Raw genomic sequence first — 17599 nt, 5'->3', positions numbered from 1 at the left:
CATATTATGCAAAAATCTTCAGAATTATTTGAATCTGCAAAACATATTATTCCTGGTGGTGTGAACTCACCTGTTCGCGCATTTAATGGCGTAGGTGGTGAACCATGTTTTATCGAAAAAGCTGACGGCGCTTATATTTTTGATGCTGATGGCAAAAAGTATATCGACTATGTTGGCTCTTGGGGCCCAATGATTTTGGGTCACAACCACCCTGCGATTAAAGATGCTGTAATTGAAACAGCACAAAACGGCCTTAGTTTTGGTGCTCCAACAGCATTAGAAATTACCATGGCTGAAAAGGTCAGAGAACTTGTGCCTTCAATGGAAAAACTGCGTATGGTAAGTTCCGGTACTGAAGCGACAATGTCTGCAATCCGCCTTGCTCGCGGTTACACGGGCCGTGACAAAATCTTAAAGTTTGAAGGCTGCTACCATGGCCATGCTGACTCTTTGCTCGTTAAAGCAGGTTCTGGTGCACTAACGTTAGGCGTACCAAGCTCACCAGGTATTCCAGAATCATTTGCTCAACATACACTCACCGTGAGCTTTAACAACCTAGAAGAAGTAAAACAAATTTTTGCTGATTTAGGTGATCAAATCGCTTGTATTATTGTTGAGCCAGTGGCTGGGAACATGAACTGTATCCCTCCTGTTGAAGGATTCTTAGAAGGTTTACGCGATGTTTGTGATGAATATGGCAGCGTATTAATTTTTGATGAAGTCATGACAGGATTCCGAGTAGCCCTTGGTGGTGCTCAAGCGTTTTACAATGTAAAACCTGACTTAACAACCTTAGGTAAGGTTATTGGTGGCGGGATGCCTGTAGGCGCTTTTGGTGGTAAAGCTGAAATCATGGATTATATAGCGCCTGTTGGTCCTGTTTATCAAGCGGGTACACTTTCCGGTAACCCAATTGCAATGGCAGCTGGTTTAGCCTCATTAAATGAACTTTCTACGGGCGACAAGCATAAACAACTTTCTGCAGCGACAGAAAAGCTAGCAATGGGCTTTAAAGCAGCAGCTGAAAGAAATGGAATCTCATTGAGCATTAACTACGCCGGCGCTATGTTTGGTTTCTTCTTCACCAACGAAGAAACAGTAACGACTTACCAGCAAGCAACAGAATGTGACGCTGAGAAATTCAAGCGCTTCTTCCACCTAATGCTTGATGAAGGTGTATACCTTGCACCATCAGCATTCGAAGCAAGCTTCTTATCTACGGCTCATAGTGACGAAGAAATTGATGCTACTCTTGCTGCAGCAGACCGCTGTTTCGCAAAGTTATAACTGCACACTGAAATAAAAAAGGTCAGCTCTATTAGCTGACCTTTTTTTATGCCTTTAAAGACGCATTACTCGCCATATTTTTTCCCAAACAAACGCTCAAACCACGACTTTTTCTTGGGCTTGTCTTCTTTTGCCGTTTGCTCGGTTTTTCTGCACGTTAAGCCATTATCCGCACTGTCGCTAAAAGCTAAGTGCTTAGTACTATTTTTGCACTCTTGCCCCAAAATAGAACCATCTTCATTATCAAACCAAGCATAATCAACATCGTCTCGATACTGGCTAGGTAGGCTCATCACACCTACTTTTTTTATAAAGTCACTGAATAACACAAGTGCACCACTACTACCCGTTAAGTTAGTAGGCTGGTTATCATCTTTACCCACCCAAGTTGTGACCAAATACCGGTTATCGTAGCCAACAAACCATGTATCACGTTGATCATTTGTCGTGCCTGTTTTACCAGCAATGTTTGCCCCCTTGACTCGCCAAGTAAGTGAGCGTGCACTACCCTTTTTAGTGACACCTTGCAAACCATAATCAACGAGTTGCCCAGCTTGTGAAGAGAGAATGACCGCCTCATCCGATTGATGCTGGTAGAGTGTTTCACCAAGATTGGAAACAACATGCTTAACCGCGTAGGTTGGTCGATAAACCCCTTTGGTTGCAAATGTGACATAGACTTGGTTGATATCATAAGGTGTCATATTAATCGCACCTAACAACATTGACGGCCTTAATTCCAATTCGCTCGCGGGGTATCCAAAAGAATATAAAGCATCGGCTACATTCTCTAAGCCGAGTGTCATACCTAGGTTAACCGATGGAATATTTAGCGAGTAGATTAACGCATCATACAAACTAACCTTCTCTCTAAACTTGCCATCATAATTTTTCGGACGCCACTCTTGTCCACTATCACTAACGAGGACAAGGGGTTTATCTGCTAACAAGGTGCCATAGTTATACTGCTGATAACGCTCCAAGGCAGCCGCGAAAATAACAGGTTTTATTAGCGAGCCTATTTGACGCTTTGCAGAAAGCGCTCGGTTAAAACCAGCATAGCCAAGTGACTTACCGCCAGAAAGTGCGACAATAGCACCACTGCGATAATCAGTGACAATCATCGCTGCTTGCAAGTCAGTTTGTGAACGCTCTTTTTCTAATTTTTTGAGACCGTTGTCCATTGTTTGACTGAGATGTTGCTGAGCTATCACATCGAAGCCAGTAAAAACTTTAATCCCCATTTGCAAGGCATCTTCAGGTAATACATCACGTAATTCCTGTTTAACTAACTGAAGGTAATCAGGATATTTTTGCTTGCTGATACGACGTGATTTTCGCACACTCAGGTCACTGTTTATCGCAAATTGATATTCTTCGTTTTCAATAATGTGCGCTTGAAACATCAATTTGAGAACTAGGTTACGACGATTTAATGCACGTTCAGGATAACGCCATGGATCGTAATAACTTGGCCCTTTTACTTGGCCAACAATCAACGCCATTTGACTGGCCGTTAACTGGTTAATCGATTTACCAAAATAGAAGTCTGACGCTAAACCAAAACCATAAATACCATTTGCATAGTGTTGGCCTAAATAAACCTCATTCATGTAAGCTTCAAGCAGTTGGTCTTTACTGTAACGATACTCAAGTATCAGTGACATAAGCGCTTCATTTACTTTTCTCCAGATAGTCTTATCTCGAGTCAGATACATATTTTTTACCAACTGCTGAGTGAGTGTAGAACCACCTTGTACCGTCCTTCCGGCAACAATATTGGTATACAACGCCCTTAATATCCCTAGAGGAGAAATCCCTTTATGGAAATAAAAATCTCTATCTTCAACTAATAGTAGTGTATCGATAAGCTGCTCAGGAATGTCCTGTAATGGTGTAATGACACGATCTTCATTACTTTTAGGTACAATTCTGTCAATCAGAAAAGGTTCTAAAACAGCAATATCTGCCGGTATATTACCGTGGAAAATATCCGTGACTTTACCTTTGACAATATCTATCGTTATTTTGAGTGGCTCTGTTGTCACTTTGGCAATATGGGAAGCAATTTCACGACGATAAACAATCACGCGATTACTGGAACTCGCATACTGACCAGGTTGGCTGACTTTAGTGACTTTTTGATAATTACTTAGCTTAAGTAATGTAGTAATTTGTGTCACCGATACCCGATCGTTCAACGAAAAAACAGGCGTTTTACCGTAAACTTGAATCGGTACTTGCCAACGTTGCCCTTCAAACTTATCGCGAACTTTTGCATCTAAATAAATACAATAAAATGCGAGACAAATTACCGCGATAACAAAGAGCTTCAATAAGAAATAAACACCTTTTTTGCCCCACCATTTATTTGGTGAGACTTCTACTTCATTGTTTTTTTTAGCGCGAACAGGTGCGGTGGATTTCTTTTTCGAATTTTGTGAAGCCATTAATAATCAAAATTTATGTTTTTGGTTATGTTACTCGATAGCCAAGTTGAACTCTACGACATAAATCGCTTAGTTTTATTTGTTGGTTGCGCATTTGCAGGATCATCAGGCCAATAATGCTTTGGATACTGAGCTTTCATGTCTTTTTGCACGGCTTTATAACTACCCGCCCAAAACTGCGCTAAATCACTTGTAATTTGAATCGGGCGATTCGCAGGCGACATTAACTCCAAGACGAGATCAACACCTTTACCGATGGTGACATCACCAATTTGTGGTGATTGTGCCAAACCATAAATTTCTTGCATGGGCAGAGAAACCTTAGGAGGATTTTCCATATCATAGGTAATTCGACAACGTCGACCTGTTGGGCCAACATAGTGGGTTGGTGCACATTGATGAAGCGTTTGTTGCTGCTGATAATCGAGTAAATGGAGTAACAACTCTTCAAGCTTGAGTTTGTTTAATGCTTTTTTGCTGTAACAAGACGCGGCACTGGGTAATAACCACGTATCAAGTTCTGCTAATAACATTGCATCATCGAGCACGGGTAATGACAGGTGCGGCTGATATTTTGATAACCACTGCCAACGAAGGCGAAGCTGAGTCGCATCAACTGACCAATCTAACCAATTTAAACCATTTTCTTCGAGTTGCGTTCGCCATAGATCTGCAACACTTTCTTCACTCAATGCTTGTGTTTTTGATGATCGGTTAACCACCAGCTCGCCAAATAGTTCACAGTCATTGGCAGTAATTTTATCTTTGTCTTTTTCGAATAAACACACAAGCTTTTGCGTTATTGGAGCTAACTGCCATTGCTTAATTTGCTCAACCGAAATAGGGCAAGCAATACGTACAGTAAGTTTTTGCTCATATTGACTTAGTTGTGCAACCACGATGAAGGATTCATCACAAAGCACATCCTCTTCCGCCAGCTCATACCCCTTATTATAAATGGAGACAAAACTCCCGCTTTTATTGCGTGCTTTTGCTATACGTTCCGGATAAGCCCAGCTAACCAAAACACCTAGCAAGGACATAGGTAAATGTGAAAAGTTACCACTACACTGTTTTTTATAGGGTGAGAAAAGTTGGCTGATCTGCTTAAAAATAAATGAATAGCGTTGCTCACCTTGATGCACCAAATGATCAATACGGTGTGCAAGACTTACGTTACAGATAGATTGTCTTTGATCAAAAATATCTTTTTGTTCAAGCATTGATGCCACAATACAAGCTAATAGTGTTAAACCATCCTGACCATTTGATTCCGCCTCATTGGCTTTCTCTATCATGTGGGCAAATCTTGGATGACAGGGCAGCATCGCACATTGCTCACCATGTTTAGTAAGCTTATGTTGTTTATCGCACAGCGTTAGTTGAACCAGCGACTGCCATGCTTGCTTTTCAATAAACGCTTTAGGCTGAGTTAACAATGGGAGTTGCTCTAGTGAGGAGACGCCCCACCTAGTTGCTTCAAGTACCAGCGGGATGAGATCTGTTTGTGAAATGGCTAAAGGAGCATGCTTGGCCATTCGTTCAAAATCACTTTGACTGTAAAGTCTAATGCACTTCCCCGGCATTAGTCGCCCCGCACGGCCTGCTCGCTGAATGGCGGAAGCTTGGCTGATTTTGGACAGTTGTAAGCGATTTGTTTGTGTATTTTGCTCAAATACAGCTTGTTTCTCAAAACCGGAGTCAATCACCAAATTAACACCGTCTATCGTCAAACTGGTTTCCGCAATATTAGTCGCAAGCACAACTTTTGCTGTATTTTTTGGCGCGGCAACTAACGCTTTTTGTTGTTCAGCCAGCGGCATATCACCAAACAACAAACTGACATGATGATCCGCTTGTTTGTCCATTATTTGTTGAGCGACTTGCTCAATGTCAGCCCGGCCAGGTAAAAAGACAAGGGTAGTTCCTTGATGGTGTTCAATCGCGCGTAACGTACAACTGACAACGTGTTCACGCCAATGAAGCTGACGAGCATTGGGCTGATAATCAATTTCAACCTCAAACATTTTTCCTTCACTGACTAGCAAATTTGCATCAGGTAAACGCTGAGTAATTGCATCACTGGCTAACGTTGCCGACATCAACATCACATTGAGGTCATCACGCAATCCTGATTGAATATCGCGAACTAACGCAAATGCAAAATCAGCTTGAGCAGAGCGCTCATGAAATTCGTCGAACAGAATACAGCTAACATCAGACAGCTCAGGGTCCGACTGCATCATTCGTATAAGAACCCCTTCGGTAATGACTTCAAGCTTGGTGTCTTTCGATACTTTCGTATCATTTCTCAAACGATACCCAACACGCTTTCCTACAGGTTCACCCAACTGTTTTGACAAATAGAGTGCGATGTTTTTGGCCGCAACTCTGCGCGGTTGCAAAAGCAAAACTTTACCTGGCATGCCTTCGTCCAAAAGCCAAAGGGGTAAAACCGTCGATTTACCTGCACCAGGTGGTGCTACGAGAAGCGTTAACGAATGATGTTTAATGCTCGAAAGTACTTGAGATTTTATAGATTCAATTGGAAACACAGCTTGCCTCATTTTAGGTGCTGGCATAGTCTATCAAAACTTACAAACACATCGAAAACTTTATATGCCTCGAATGTTTTTAGCGCTTGACCTTACGACTGAGCAAAAGCAAACGATTGCTCAAATGGTCGATCAACTAGACTATAGCACTGGCCTCAAGGTCATCGTTCCCGAGAATTATCACTTAACGTTATTTTTCTTTGGTATGATCGATGAAAATACTCAAACATCATTATGCCAACATATAGATAGATTTATCGTCGAAAGTAAACCGACTTCCTTTAACTACAAGATAAATCACTTGGGGTTGTTTGAGAAACCTAAAGTTGCCTATCTAGGGCTTGATTCAACACCTGAAGCACTTAATTTACTCGCCAGTAAAATGCGCAACATTGCTGAGCTACTTGGATTTGAAGAACAACATCCAGAATTTACTCCCCATGTCAGCATTTTCAGAAAAGCCAAGCGCGACTTATTACCAAAATACCAAGAAAACACTGTTTATCTTGAACTCAATGCACTGAGTTTTAGTCTGTATCTTTCAGAATCAACGCCTTCTGGTCCTAGGTATACCCGAATGAAAACCTGGTCACTAAACGATTGATATTATTAACTTAATAAATTTGATCTTTTTAGAAAATCTGCTTACTTGGCAAGCTATTAAATTATTGATACTTGTATAGGCTGTACAAATTTCAATCAAATTGGCATTTCATGGAGGCAAAATGACAAATCAACCATACAAGATTACAGCACAGGACAATATCTTATTTGTTGATGCATCAGGCCCTTTTGACTTTGATACTATGCTTGAGTACAAATCAGAAACACTCGACGCTATCGAAAAAATTAAGCATAAACCTTGGGGATGCATTGCTTGCTTTCATGGGAGCGGGGTATTTTCTCCAGAAGCGGAAGAAGAGCTTGTCGCGTTAACAAAGGAGAGAATGAAAAAAAATATGGCAGCCCTTGCCACCGTTATTCAAGACAGCGGGCAAGCGGATATTCAGCAAATGCAACTTAGTCGAGTTTATGAGAGTTGTAACACTAAATATCACATTTTCAGCGACGTGAACGCCGCCAAAGCTTGGCTTGCCAACTACTTAAAGAAACAAACGAATTAGCTATCGTGCATTAATTCTGCAATTGTCGCGATACCTAAGCCTGTTGCACCTGCAGCCCACATACTATTGCTTGAGGCATTGTACGCAGCAGCAATGTCTAAATGAACCCAACCTTTACCTTCATTTGGTACAAAGCGCGACAAGAAGCCAGCAGCATTACTCGCTCCGCCTGCACCGCCACCTTTCGTCGTAGTCGAGTTAGCAGTCGTAGCAAATGCTGATGGGCATTTTCCTTGATGCCACGGCTCCAATGGCAATTGCCAAATCGGTTCATTAACTTGCCCAGCAACTGCACGCGTCTTATTTGCAAGCTCATCATCTAGCGTAAACATCGCCGTATATTCACCACCAGTAGCAAGCACAGCCGCTCCAGTAAGGGTTGCCGCATCAATAATTAATGGCGTGCCTGTTTCACCTGCAGCCATTAGGCCATCAGCAAGCACAAGTCGACCTTCTGCGTCAGTATTGGCGATTTCGACCGTCACACCGTTTTTGTATGTCAAAATATCACCTAGCTTATAAGCATGGCCCGCGATCATATTCTCAGCACAGCATAAAAATAATTTTGCTCGCTTATTGAAGCCTTGCTTTATGGCCAAACCAAATGCACCTGCAACAACCGCTGCACCGCCCATATCACATTTCATGTCGAACATACCTGCACTCGGCTTAATGCTATAGCCACCACTATCAAATGTTATGCCTTTACCAACTAAGCAAGCAGCCACAGGTGCATTCTCATCACCCGTAGGGTTGTAATCTATTTCTAATAAACAAGGTGGATGCTGACTCGCCATACCTACGTGATAAATACCTGTCCACCCCGCGTCTTCTAGTGCTTCACCTGTTGTGAGTGTGCCACTGATATGATCGGGTGCTATATCCGTTAAAAAATCGATAGTTTGCTTCGCTAGGCTTACAGGATAAAGCTCTGCTGGTGTCTGGTTCGTTAGGTCGCGACTCCAAGCATACACTGCTAATTTATCAGTCAGTGCCTGCGCATTGTCACCACAAAACTCTACCGAAGTTAATTTGCCAACGGCGGTAAAACCCAATGCAAAAGCCCATTGTGCGTCATCATTCCAGGTATCACCTGCTAAAACCGCTGTTGCAACACCCATAGCTTCAATTTTGCGTCCGGCTTGTTGAATATCTCGTAGAACAAATGGATTGCTTTCACTTACATAAATATAAATGTCATTATCGATTAACTGTTCTCTCTTATCCTGCTGCCAATCTTTAGCTTTTGATGTGTATGTTAAGTAGATTTTTGGTTGCGTTGTTGTCATGCAATTTTCCTAGCTGTTCGAATACTTGTTGTTTGCGTTGCAAATTTTTAAATCAAATTCACATTAATTTAACTTTTAATATATGTATTTATGCGTTAATTGCATACAATATTGATAATGCTTCAACACTCATGGAAAGATTATGAATAAATATGGCTATGCAATTAGCTTAGTGACTTTATTATCGTCGACTTTTGTTCATGCGACAAATGAAGAAGCCTGCGTATTAGCTTTATATCAAAGTGGCGATAAAAGCCTAACTTTAGAGGAAATGCGCAAGCAATGCCAACCAAAACCCGACTGGACAGCAAACGCGAACGCAGAAGCCACGCCAATCGAGAAGCCTGCGGTTAAAAAAGGTCAGATTGCGAAACGAATAGAGCAAGAAAGAAAATCAGCGTTTGAGCCATACGTCATCACGCCACACCGTATGAATTACATCATGCCTGCCTTGACAAGCGATGGAATTAACCCTGACGCATACGCGGAGATCCCGGGCTATGACGAAAACTTTGAAAATGTTGAAGCCAAATTTCAGTTAAGTATTAAGTTACCGCTCAATACACAAGACTTGTTTGTTGAAGGCGACGCGTTGTTTTTTGCTTTCACTATTGAAGCATGGTGGCAAATCTATTCAGATAATATTTCTAAACCGTTTAGGGAAACAAATTACCAACCAGAAGTGTTTTATGCCATGCCTCTTAACTGGCAACCTTTTGGTGGGGACACCCACTTTGTATTTGGTGTAGAGCATCAGTCAAACGGACGCTCGCAACTGTTGTCACGTAGTTGGAACAGAGCCTACTTTAACTTCCTCTGGGAAAAAGGTGATTTTGCCATGTCACTTCGACCTTGGTATCGCTTTGAAGAGGAAGAAAAGCAATTCGAATTAGATCCTGACGGCGATGACAACCCAGATATTCTTGATTACATGGGCCATTATGAACTGGCAATGGTTTATCAATGGGATAACTTAGAATTTGGTTTTATGGGCCGATACAATTTCGCTACCCACAACGGCTCTGGCGAACTAGGTATCACGTTTCCTATCTATGGTAAATTGAAAGGTTACGCCAATATCTTTACTGGATATGGTGAAAGCTTAATTGACTACAACCACAATCAAACCAGAGTGGGCATTGGTTTTACCGTCAACGACTTTCTATAGAAGAATAAAAGAAAAAAGGCGCTCAATTACGATAGCGCCTTTTTTATTGCCTATTAAAGTTGGTGACGTAGGTCAAATCGATCAAGTGACATCACTTTGTGCCATGCTTTGACGAAATCGTCCGCAAACTTTTGTTTTGCATCATCGTATGCATATACCTCGGCAATCGCTCTTAATTCAGAGTTTGAACCAAAGATTAAATCAACTGATGTTGCAGAAAAGCGCATTTCACCCGATTTACGATCAAAGCCTTCGTATACGCCTTCTTCGTTCGATCGCTTCCATATCGTCGACATATCTAGCAAGTTAACAAAGAAGTCATTATTTAACGTGCCAATATTGTCCGACAGTTGACCATGAGTCGTGTCATTTGAATTAGCACCTAATACACGCAAACCACCTAAAAGAACCGTCATTTCTGGGACAGAAAGGTTTAGTTGCTCAGCACGATCAACTAACATCTCAGTTGGTGAGCGGTAACTTGTCTCACGATTAAAGTAGTTTCGAAACGCATCGGCTTTAGGTTCAAGTAATGCAAAAGATTGCACGTCAGTTTGCGCTTGAGTTGCATCGGTACGACCTGGCGTAAATGGCACAGAGACGTCAACACCTGCCCGCGTCGCTGCCTCTTCAATACCTACTGCACCAGCTAGAACAATGACATCTGCCATTGATACTCTCATACCCTTTGGCAACGATTGATTAAACTTAGTTTGCACACCTTTAAGTACTTTCAGTACCTTCGCCAATTCTTGTGGGTTGTTAACCTGCCAATCTTTTTGCGGTGACAACATAACGCGCGCACCGTTAGCTCCACCACGCATATCTGATGCTCTAAAACTTGCTGCCGAAGCCCAAGCCGTGCGTATTAATTCGTCAACAGATAAACCGGCTTTCAGTATCGATTTCTTCAAACGTTTAACATTTTTTTCGTCAATAAGTTTATGGTCAACACTTGGCACCGGATCCTGCCAAATAAGTGCTTCGTCAGGGACATTATCACCCAAGTAACGTGTTCTCGGCCCCATATCGCGGTGTGTCAATTTATACCATGCTTTGGCAAAAGCTAGTCGATACTGCTCTGGGTTAGCTAAAAACCTCTCAGCAATAGCTTTGTACTTAGCATCGTATTTAAGTGCGAGATCTGCGGTCGTCATTACTGGTGAGTTAAACTTTCCTTCGACATGAGCATCCGGTACCGATTCACGTAATGATTTATCTGTTGGTATCCATTGAATAGCACCGGCAGGGCTTCGGGTTTGTTCCCATTCGAAATTAAGCAAGTTTTGTAAATACAATGTCGTCCACTGAGTTGGGGCTTGCGTCCACGCTCCCTCTAAACCACTCGTCACGGTATCCTCTGAATGACCCTTTCCACAGGTATTTTTCCAACCTAAACCTTGCTCTTCTAGTGCTGCGCCGCCCGGCTCCTTTCCAACACAATCAGAAGGCTTATGAGCACCGTGCATTTTACCAAAAGTATGTCCGCCAGCGATCAACGCAACGGTTTCTTCGTCACTCATCGCCATGCGACCAAATGCTATTCTAATATTTTTGGCCGAGCCTACCGGATCAGGCTTTCCGCGAGGCCCTTCGGGATTAACATAAATCAGTCCCATATGAGTAGCGCCCAATGGTCGCTGTAATTTACCGTCTTTTTCTTCACGGTCACTTGCTAGCATCTCAATTTCTGGCCCCCAATAGACTAAGTCAGGTTCCCAATCATCGGCGCGTCCCCCTGCAAAGCCATACGTTTGAAATCCCATGTTTTCCAGCCCAACTGTACCGGCTAAAATCATTAAATCTCCCCATGAGATACTGGCGCCGTACTTTTGTTTTAGAGGCCACAATAAGCGCTTGGCTTTATCCAGGTTTCCATTATCTGGCCAGCTATTGAGTGGGTCGAACCTCATTTGACCACCGTCACCACCACCTCGACCATCTAATGTTCGATAGGTACCGGCACTATGCCACGCTAACCGGATAAACAAGGGGCCATAATTTCCCCAGTCAGCCGGCCACCAATCTTGTGATGTTGTTAGTAATTCATTCAGATCTTTTTTCAACGCTTTCATATCTAACGCGTTAAAGGCGTTAGCATAATCAAAATCACTGCCATGCGGGTTAGAGCGATTATCGTGAACGCGCAAAGAAGATAGGTTTAGTTGATCAGGCCACCAAAATTGATTCGACTTTGCTTGGCCAAGCGACACCTGCCCACTGCCTTTAGCCCCTTTCGGTTTTGAAATTTCCTGCTCCGCATGCACCGCCATTGACGAAACAGTCAATGCCAATGAGCAAGCTATCATGCTTCGTTTTAGTCTCGACACTTTTCTCATAGTTCTCACCTTAATAATTTTTTAATGAGGTAATTTGGCTCAATAAGCGCTTACCTTCTTATCTAAATAAATACGTCGATTTAGAATATTTTCAGTGTAGAAACGAAGTTAACGATTAGAAAATTGATTAATTAGATTCACATAATCGAAAAAAACAATTAACCTACAGGCCATGTATCACCTGATAAAAATGAGTAAAGCATTATTTGTTTTATCGACTAGTAAGGTATTTAAATTCATGCTGTTCTCAAGCAACATTCACGTAAACAAAGCGATTTTGATACAACGCTATAAACGCTTCTTGGCGGATGTCACGTTAGCTGATGGTTCAACCACAACGTTACACGTAGCAAACACTGGCGCGATGACAGGTTGCGCAGATATCGATGACGGCGTTTGGTACAGCACGTCAACTAATCCTAAACGTAAGTACCCTTACAGCTGGGAGTTTACCGAAAAGCCCAATGGTGACTTGATATGTGTAAATACACACAGAGCAAACGATTATGTTGATCAGGCGCTAAAAGCAGGCGCTATCGAAGAATTTTCAAATATATCCCAGGTCGAACGAGAAGTTCGTTATGGTGAAGAAAAAAGTAAAATTGATTTCTTGCTAACTGACTCATCTTCTAAAACGACTTACCTAGAAGTAAAAAGCGTCACCTTATTAGAGGAAGATCAAGGATATTTTCCCGACGCAAAAACAACACGCGGTCAAAAGCACTTGCGTGAGTTAATGGCGATGGTCGACGCGGGCCATAACGCATGTTTATTGTTTTTTGTCATGCACAACGGTATCAAAAGCGTAAAACCGGCCAGCCATATTGACGCAAAATATTCGGAACTTATTGTTGAGGCTAAGAAAAAAGGCGTACAAATTCTTGCCTACAAAGCCGATTTCATAGAACAAGATGGCAATATCTCGATTGAAAAAATTAGAGCAATTCCCGTTAAAATATAAAATTATCATCAAATAGAGTTGACGAACAGGCAAATAACTTGCTAAAAATCTTGTTCTTTGCAAAAAATTTATCGCGAAAGAACTAAACCTAAGTCGAAAAAAAGTTCGTAATAGACTTGAAATATTGCAAGGTAAACACAATATAGGCCTTTTAATATAATTGAAGCCTATATTTTATTGGCAATTGCAACCTTGAGATAACTGCTTGTCGCAGCATCAAGGGCTATGAAGCATTAGGAGATTACGCATGCCAAACAAGAAAGCTCTAGGTATTTTAGCGTTAGCTGGCGTTGAACCATACCAGGAAAAACCGAACGAAGAATATATGAGTGCTGAACAATTAGAGCACTTCAAACTAATTTTAGAAGCTTGGCGTACACAGTTACGCGAAGAAGTTGACCGCACAGTAACACACATGCAAGACGAAGCCGCAAACTTCCCTGACCCTGTTGACCGTGCTGCACAAGAAGAAGAGTTCAGCCTAGAGTTACGTACTCGAGACCGTGAGCGTAAACTCATCAAGAAAATCGAAAAAACACTTCAGTTAATTGAAGATGATGATTTCGGTTTCTGTAAGTCATGTGGTATTGAAATCGGTATCCGCCGTTTGGAAGCACGCCCAACAGCTGACTTATGTATCGAATGTAAAACATTAGCTGAAATCAAAGAGCGTCAACTCGCCGGCTAATTAGTTTCAATGAAACTAGCATTACCTGAACGACCACAGGACACTTACCGTGGTCGTTTCGCTCCCTCTCCATCTGGACAACTCCACTTTGGTTCTCTAGTCACTGCACTAGCGAGCTATATTCACGCCAAACAAAACAGTGGGCAATGGTTGGTCCGAATTGAAGATATCGATCCACCTAGAGAACAACCTGGAGCAAGTAAAGCGATATTAACAACGCTAGAACATTACGGTTTATGCTGGGATGAGGAAGTTGTTTATCAAAGTCAGCAATCTCAACACTATCTCGACGCACTTGAACAATTGCGTGGCGAAAACCTCAGTTATTACTGCCAGTGTACCCGTGCGCAAATAAAAGCTCGGGGAGGTATTTACGATGGTCACTGTAAGGACTTAAATCATAGTCAAACTGGCAGTGCTATTAGGTACATCAATCAATTTAAAATTGACCATTTTTTTGACCTATTCCAAGGAAAAATTACAATCGACAATCGCTTAGCCAGTGAAGATTGTATTTTGTTTAGAAAAGACGGCCTATTTGCCTACCAACTTGCAGTCGTCGTCGATGATATCTATCAGCAAATTAGTCATGTCATTCGGGGTTGTGATCTTTTAGAACCCAGCGCTAGGCAATTAAGCTTATTCGCAACATTTTCGCATAGAGCCCCTGAATTAGGACATATTCCACTTGCCACCACTCACGACGGTTACAAACTAAGCAAACAAAACAAAGCACCTGCGATTGACCAACTAAGACCGCAAAAAGTACTGATAAATGCGCTAAACTTTTTAGGTCAACAAGCCGATAAAGACCTTGAAGATTTATCGCCACAAGCAATCGTTGATTGGGCAGTAAAAAACTTCGAGTTTGATAGAATGCCATCACAACAAGAAATCGCGATTAACCTTGATTAAAACATTCTATTTTTTACTCAGCTAGTATATTATTGCGCCTACTTAAATAGCCCCTAAAGCAAGGTTTTATCTTATTAAAAGCGTTATCAATTTTTGTAAAAAGTTACTGAATTCCTCAAGCGATGCAGTAGACCATGATTTTTCACAGGGTCCAATTGTGATCCCAAGAGATCAACACCCTGTCTCACGTCAGTTAATAAGCAATAACGCTTTGAAAGTTTTGTATCGTCTTAACAAAGGCGGCTTTGATGCATACCTTGTTGGCGGTGGTGTAAGAGACATACTACTTGGTCTTGAGCCAAAAGATTTTGATATCGTTACAAATGCAACGCCTGAACAAATCAAAGGCCTATTTCGTAATTGCCGTTTAATCGGTCGACGTTTTCGTTTAGCACACATCGTTTTTGGTCGTGATATTATTGAGGTTGCAACGTTTCGTGGTCATCACGATGACGCAGGCAATAATCAGAAAATTTCCAAACAAAGTGAGCAAGGTATGTTGTTACGCGACAACATTTACGGCTCAATTGATGAAGATGCTGAACGCCGTGATTTCACGATAAACGCCCTTTACTATTCTACGCAAAATTTCAACATCTATGATTTTGCAGGTGGCGTTTCTGATATTGAAAATCGAACCATTCGTTTAATCGGCGATCCGGAAACACGATATCGTGAAGATCCAGTTCGCATGCTGCGTGCTATTCGCTTTGCAACTAAGCTCGATATGTCGATAAGCCCGGAAACGGAACAGCCAATTAAGCCACTCGCTTCGTTATTATCAAATATCCCTGCAGCCAGAATGTTTGAAGAGTTTCTCAAACTATTTGTCAGTGGTAAGGCCGTCGCCAACTTTGACATGTTGCGACAATATGACTTGTTTGAACACTTCTTTCCAGCGGTTGAACGAGCCTTATGTGCTAATGACGACTTCACCTTAGATGAAAGCGAGTTAATGACGCAATTCATCAATCAGGCATTGGAAAATACCGATATCCGTATCGCTAACGAGCAACGAGTTACTCCAGCATTTTTATTTGCAGCCATATTATGGTTCCCGCTACAAAAGCGAATTGCCTCTATAAAAGCAGGTGGTAACGTGTTACCACAAGATGCATTTTTTCAGGCCTATCACGAGCTTATGAGCGAGCAACAACAATCTGTTGCTATCCCTAAGCGCTTTCAGTTGCCGATTAAAGATATTTGGATCTTGCAAGAACGCTTCGAAAAACGTGACCCGAAACGCGCCTACAAAACACTCGAACATCCCAAGTTCAGGGCTGGATATGACTTTTTACTATTACGTAGCGAATTTGCCGATGACTCGGTAAAAGAGCTCGCCAAATGGTGGACGGAATTCCAGGATGCACCGAGTGCCACTCAAAATCAAATGTTGAAAACGACAGGTAACCGCTCTAAGCCTCGTCGTAAAATTAGACGTAAGCGACGTCCAAATAACAAAGCAACTAGCGAGTAAAACATGGCAAAGGTGTTTATCGGAATTGGCAGTAATTTATCCTCGCCAATTGAACAAGTACAACGTGCAATTGCCACCCTAAAGACGCTTGAGCACTGCCAATTCATTAAGAGTTCCTCAATATATGGCAGTAAGCCTATGGGGCCGCAAGACCAACCTGACTATATTAATGCTGTTGCTCAAATAGAAACGACATTATCACCACTTGAGTTACTTGATAAACTCCAGGCTATTGAACTTGCATTTGGCCGAGAGCGTATCAAAGGGAATCGCTGGGGCGCTCGAATCATCGATTTGGATATATTGCTTATTGATGACCTCGTCATAGACTCAGAACGATTAACAGTTCCACACTATGGGATGCAAGAACGAGAGTTTGTTCTGCTACCTCTAGTAGAAATAGAACCTAACTTAATACTGCCAGATGGTAGCAACTTACAGACATTAAGTAACAATATCGACCCAAATGGGTTAACAATTGTCAGTGGTATTTAGCGTAAATTTAATTACAATAGAGCCAATTTTAACCTTAAGGTAATTTCTAATGGCAAAAAAAATCACCACCTCTACCTTGTTGAAAATGAAGGAACAAGGTGAAAAGATTTCAACCATCACAGCATATGACGCGAGCTTTGCAAAACTTTTTGATCAAGCTGGCATTCACGCCATTTTAATCGGTGACTCATTAGGAATGGTTTTACAGGGGCAAGACGATACGCTTCCTGTCAGTATTGATGACATGGCATACCACACGCGCTGTGTCCGTGCAGGTGTTGAAAGTACCTTGATTATCGGTGACATGCCATTTATGACCTATGCAACGACTGAGATGGCATATGAAAATGCTACAAAGTTAATGCAGGCTGGCGCAAGCATGGTCAAAATGGAAGGCGGCTTGTGGTTAACTGATACAATAAAAGCACTGGTTGAACGTGGTATTCCTGTATGTGGGCACTTAGGCCTTACACCGCAATCTGTAAATGTTTTTGGTGGTTTTAAAGTGCAAGGGCGCGAACAATCTCAAGCACAAGCAATGGTTGAGGAAGCAAAAGCACTCGAAGCAGCAGGTGTTCAATTGCTCGTATTAGAATGCATCCCGGCCGAATTGGGTAAAGCGATTACTGAAGCGGTAACTATTCCAACGATTGGCATTGGCGCAGGTAAAGACACTGACGGCCAAATTTTGGTAATGCACGACGCTCTTGGTATTTCTTGTAGTTACATGCCTAAGTTTTCTCGTAATTTCCTTGTCGACACGGGAGACATAAAGAAAGCTGTTGAACTGTATATTAGTGAAGTAAGCCAAGGGAACTTCCCAGGCGAAGATCACATTTTTAAGTAAACAA

At 42.0% G+C, this 17599-nt stretch carries 14 protein-coding genes; 10 read left to right on the top strand and 4 right to left on the bottom strand.

Going from position 1 to position 17599, the window contains the following annotated elements:
- Positions 1-6: 6 nt before the first annotated feature.
- A complete protein-coding gene (hemL, locus tag QQK05_RS02120) occupies positions 7-1287 on the top strand; it encodes a glutamate-1-semialdehyde 2,1-aminomutase (RefSeq protein WP_284295722.1) in 1281 nt (426 codons plus the stop codon).
- A gap of 65 nt (positions 1288-1352) precedes the next feature.
- Here the strand turns inward: hemL and mrcB are convergent, their stop codons facing one another.
- Both mrcB and hrpB read right to left on the bottom strand, forming a co-directional pair.
- A complete protein-coding gene (gene mrcB, locus QQK05_RS02115) occupies positions 1353-3737 on the bottom strand; it encodes a penicillin-binding protein 1B (RefSeq protein ID WP_284295721.1) in 2385 nt (794 codons plus the stop codon).
- 53 nt (positions 3738-3790) lie between these two features.
- Positions 3791-6319, bottom strand: a complete 2529-nt coding sequence (gene hrpB / locus QQK05_RS02110; RefSeq protein WP_284295720.1) for an ATP-dependent helicase HrpB — start codon at positions 6317-6319, stop codon at positions 3791-3793.
- 37 nt (positions 6320-6356) lie between these two features.
- Between hrpB and thpR the strand changes: the two genes are divergently transcribed.
- The gene (thpR, locus tag QQK05_RS02105; protein WP_284295718.1) at positions 6357-6896 is read left to right on the top strand and encodes an RNA 2',3'-cyclic phosphodiesterase; all 540 of its coding nucleotides are present in this window, start codon (positions 6357-6359) and stop codon (positions 6894-6896) included.
- A 121-nt stretch (positions 6897-7017) separates the two neighbouring features.
- A complete protein-coding gene (locus QQK05_RS02100) occupies positions 7018-7416 on the top strand; it encodes a hypothetical protein (protein WP_284295717.1) in 399 nt (132 codons plus the stop codon).
- Here QQK05_RS02100 and pepB read toward each other — a convergent pair.
- Positions 7413-8705: an aminopeptidase PepB gene (pepB, locus tag QQK05_RS02095; protein ID WP_284295716.1), complete on the bottom strand. Its 1293-nt coding sequence runs from the start codon at positions 8703-8705 to the stop codon at positions 7413-7415. The two genes, QQK05_RS02100 and pepB, sit on opposite strands and share 4 nt — an antisense overlap.
- 142 nt (positions 8706-8847) lie before the next feature.
- Here pepB and QQK05_RS02090 point away from each other — a divergent pair, with 142 nt between their 5' ends.
- Positions 8848-9873: a phospholipase A gene (locus QQK05_RS02090; protein WP_284295714.1), complete on the top strand. Its 1026-nt coding sequence runs from the start codon at positions 8848-8850 to the stop codon at positions 9871-9873.
- Positions 9874-9926: 53 nt separating this feature from the next.
- Here QQK05_RS02090 and katG read toward each other — a convergent pair whose 3' ends face one another.
- The gene (gene katG / locus QQK05_RS02085) at positions 9927-12182 is read right to left on the bottom strand and encodes a catalase/peroxidase HPI (protein WP_407704858.1); all 2256 of its coding nucleotides are present in this window, start codon (positions 12180-12182) and stop codon (positions 9927-9929) included.
- A 268-nt stretch (positions 12183-12450) separates the two neighbouring features.
- Between katG and sfsA the strand changes: the two genes are divergently transcribed.
- The 6 genes from sfsA (at position 12451) to panB (ending at position 17595) form a co-directional block, all read left to right on the top strand.
- A complete protein-coding gene (gene sfsA / locus QQK05_RS02080) occupies positions 12451-13173 on the top strand; it encodes a DNA/RNA nuclease SfsA (RefSeq protein WP_284296425.1) in 723 nt (240 codons plus the stop codon).
- Between the two features lie 247 nt (positions 13174-13420).
- Complete coding sequence (dksA, locus tag QQK05_RS02075; protein ID WP_284295712.1) at positions 13421-13861, top strand: RNA polymerase-binding protein DksA; 441 nt, start codon at positions 13421-13423, stop codon at positions 13859-13861.
- Positions 13862-13870: 9 nt separating this feature from the next.
- Complete coding sequence (gene gluQRS / locus QQK05_RS02070; protein WP_284295711.1) at positions 13871-14776, top strand: tRNA glutamyl-Q(34) synthetase GluQRS; 906 nt, start codon at positions 13871-13873, stop codon at positions 14774-14776.
- A 157-nt stretch (positions 14777-14933) separates the two neighbouring features.
- A complete protein-coding gene (gene pcnB, locus QQK05_RS02065; protein WP_322790552.1) occupies positions 14934-16253 on the top strand; it encodes a polynucleotide adenylyltransferase PcnB in 1320 nt (439 codons plus the stop codon).
- 3 nt (positions 16254-16256) lie between these two features.
- Positions 16257-16748: a 2-amino-4-hydroxy-6-hydroxymethyldihydropteridine diphosphokinase gene (gene folK / locus QQK05_RS02060; protein WP_284295710.1), complete on the top strand. Its 492-nt coding sequence runs from the start codon at positions 16257-16259 to the stop codon at positions 16746-16748.
- 49 nt (positions 16749-16797) lie between these two features.
- Complete coding sequence (gene panB / locus QQK05_RS02055; RefSeq protein WP_284295709.1) at positions 16798-17595, top strand: 3-methyl-2-oxobutanoate hydroxymethyltransferase; 798 nt, start codon at positions 16798-16800, stop codon at positions 17593-17595.
- The last annotated feature ends 4 nt before the right edge of the window (positions 17596-17599 follow it).

Source organism: Thalassotalea loyana (assembly GCF_030161435.1).
GTDB classification, from domain to species: domain Bacteria; phylum Pseudomonadota; class Gammaproteobacteria; order Enterobacterales; family Alteromonadaceae; genus Thalassotalea_G; species Thalassotalea_G loyana.
This window is presented reverse-complemented; position numbering and strand designations above follow the sequence as displayed.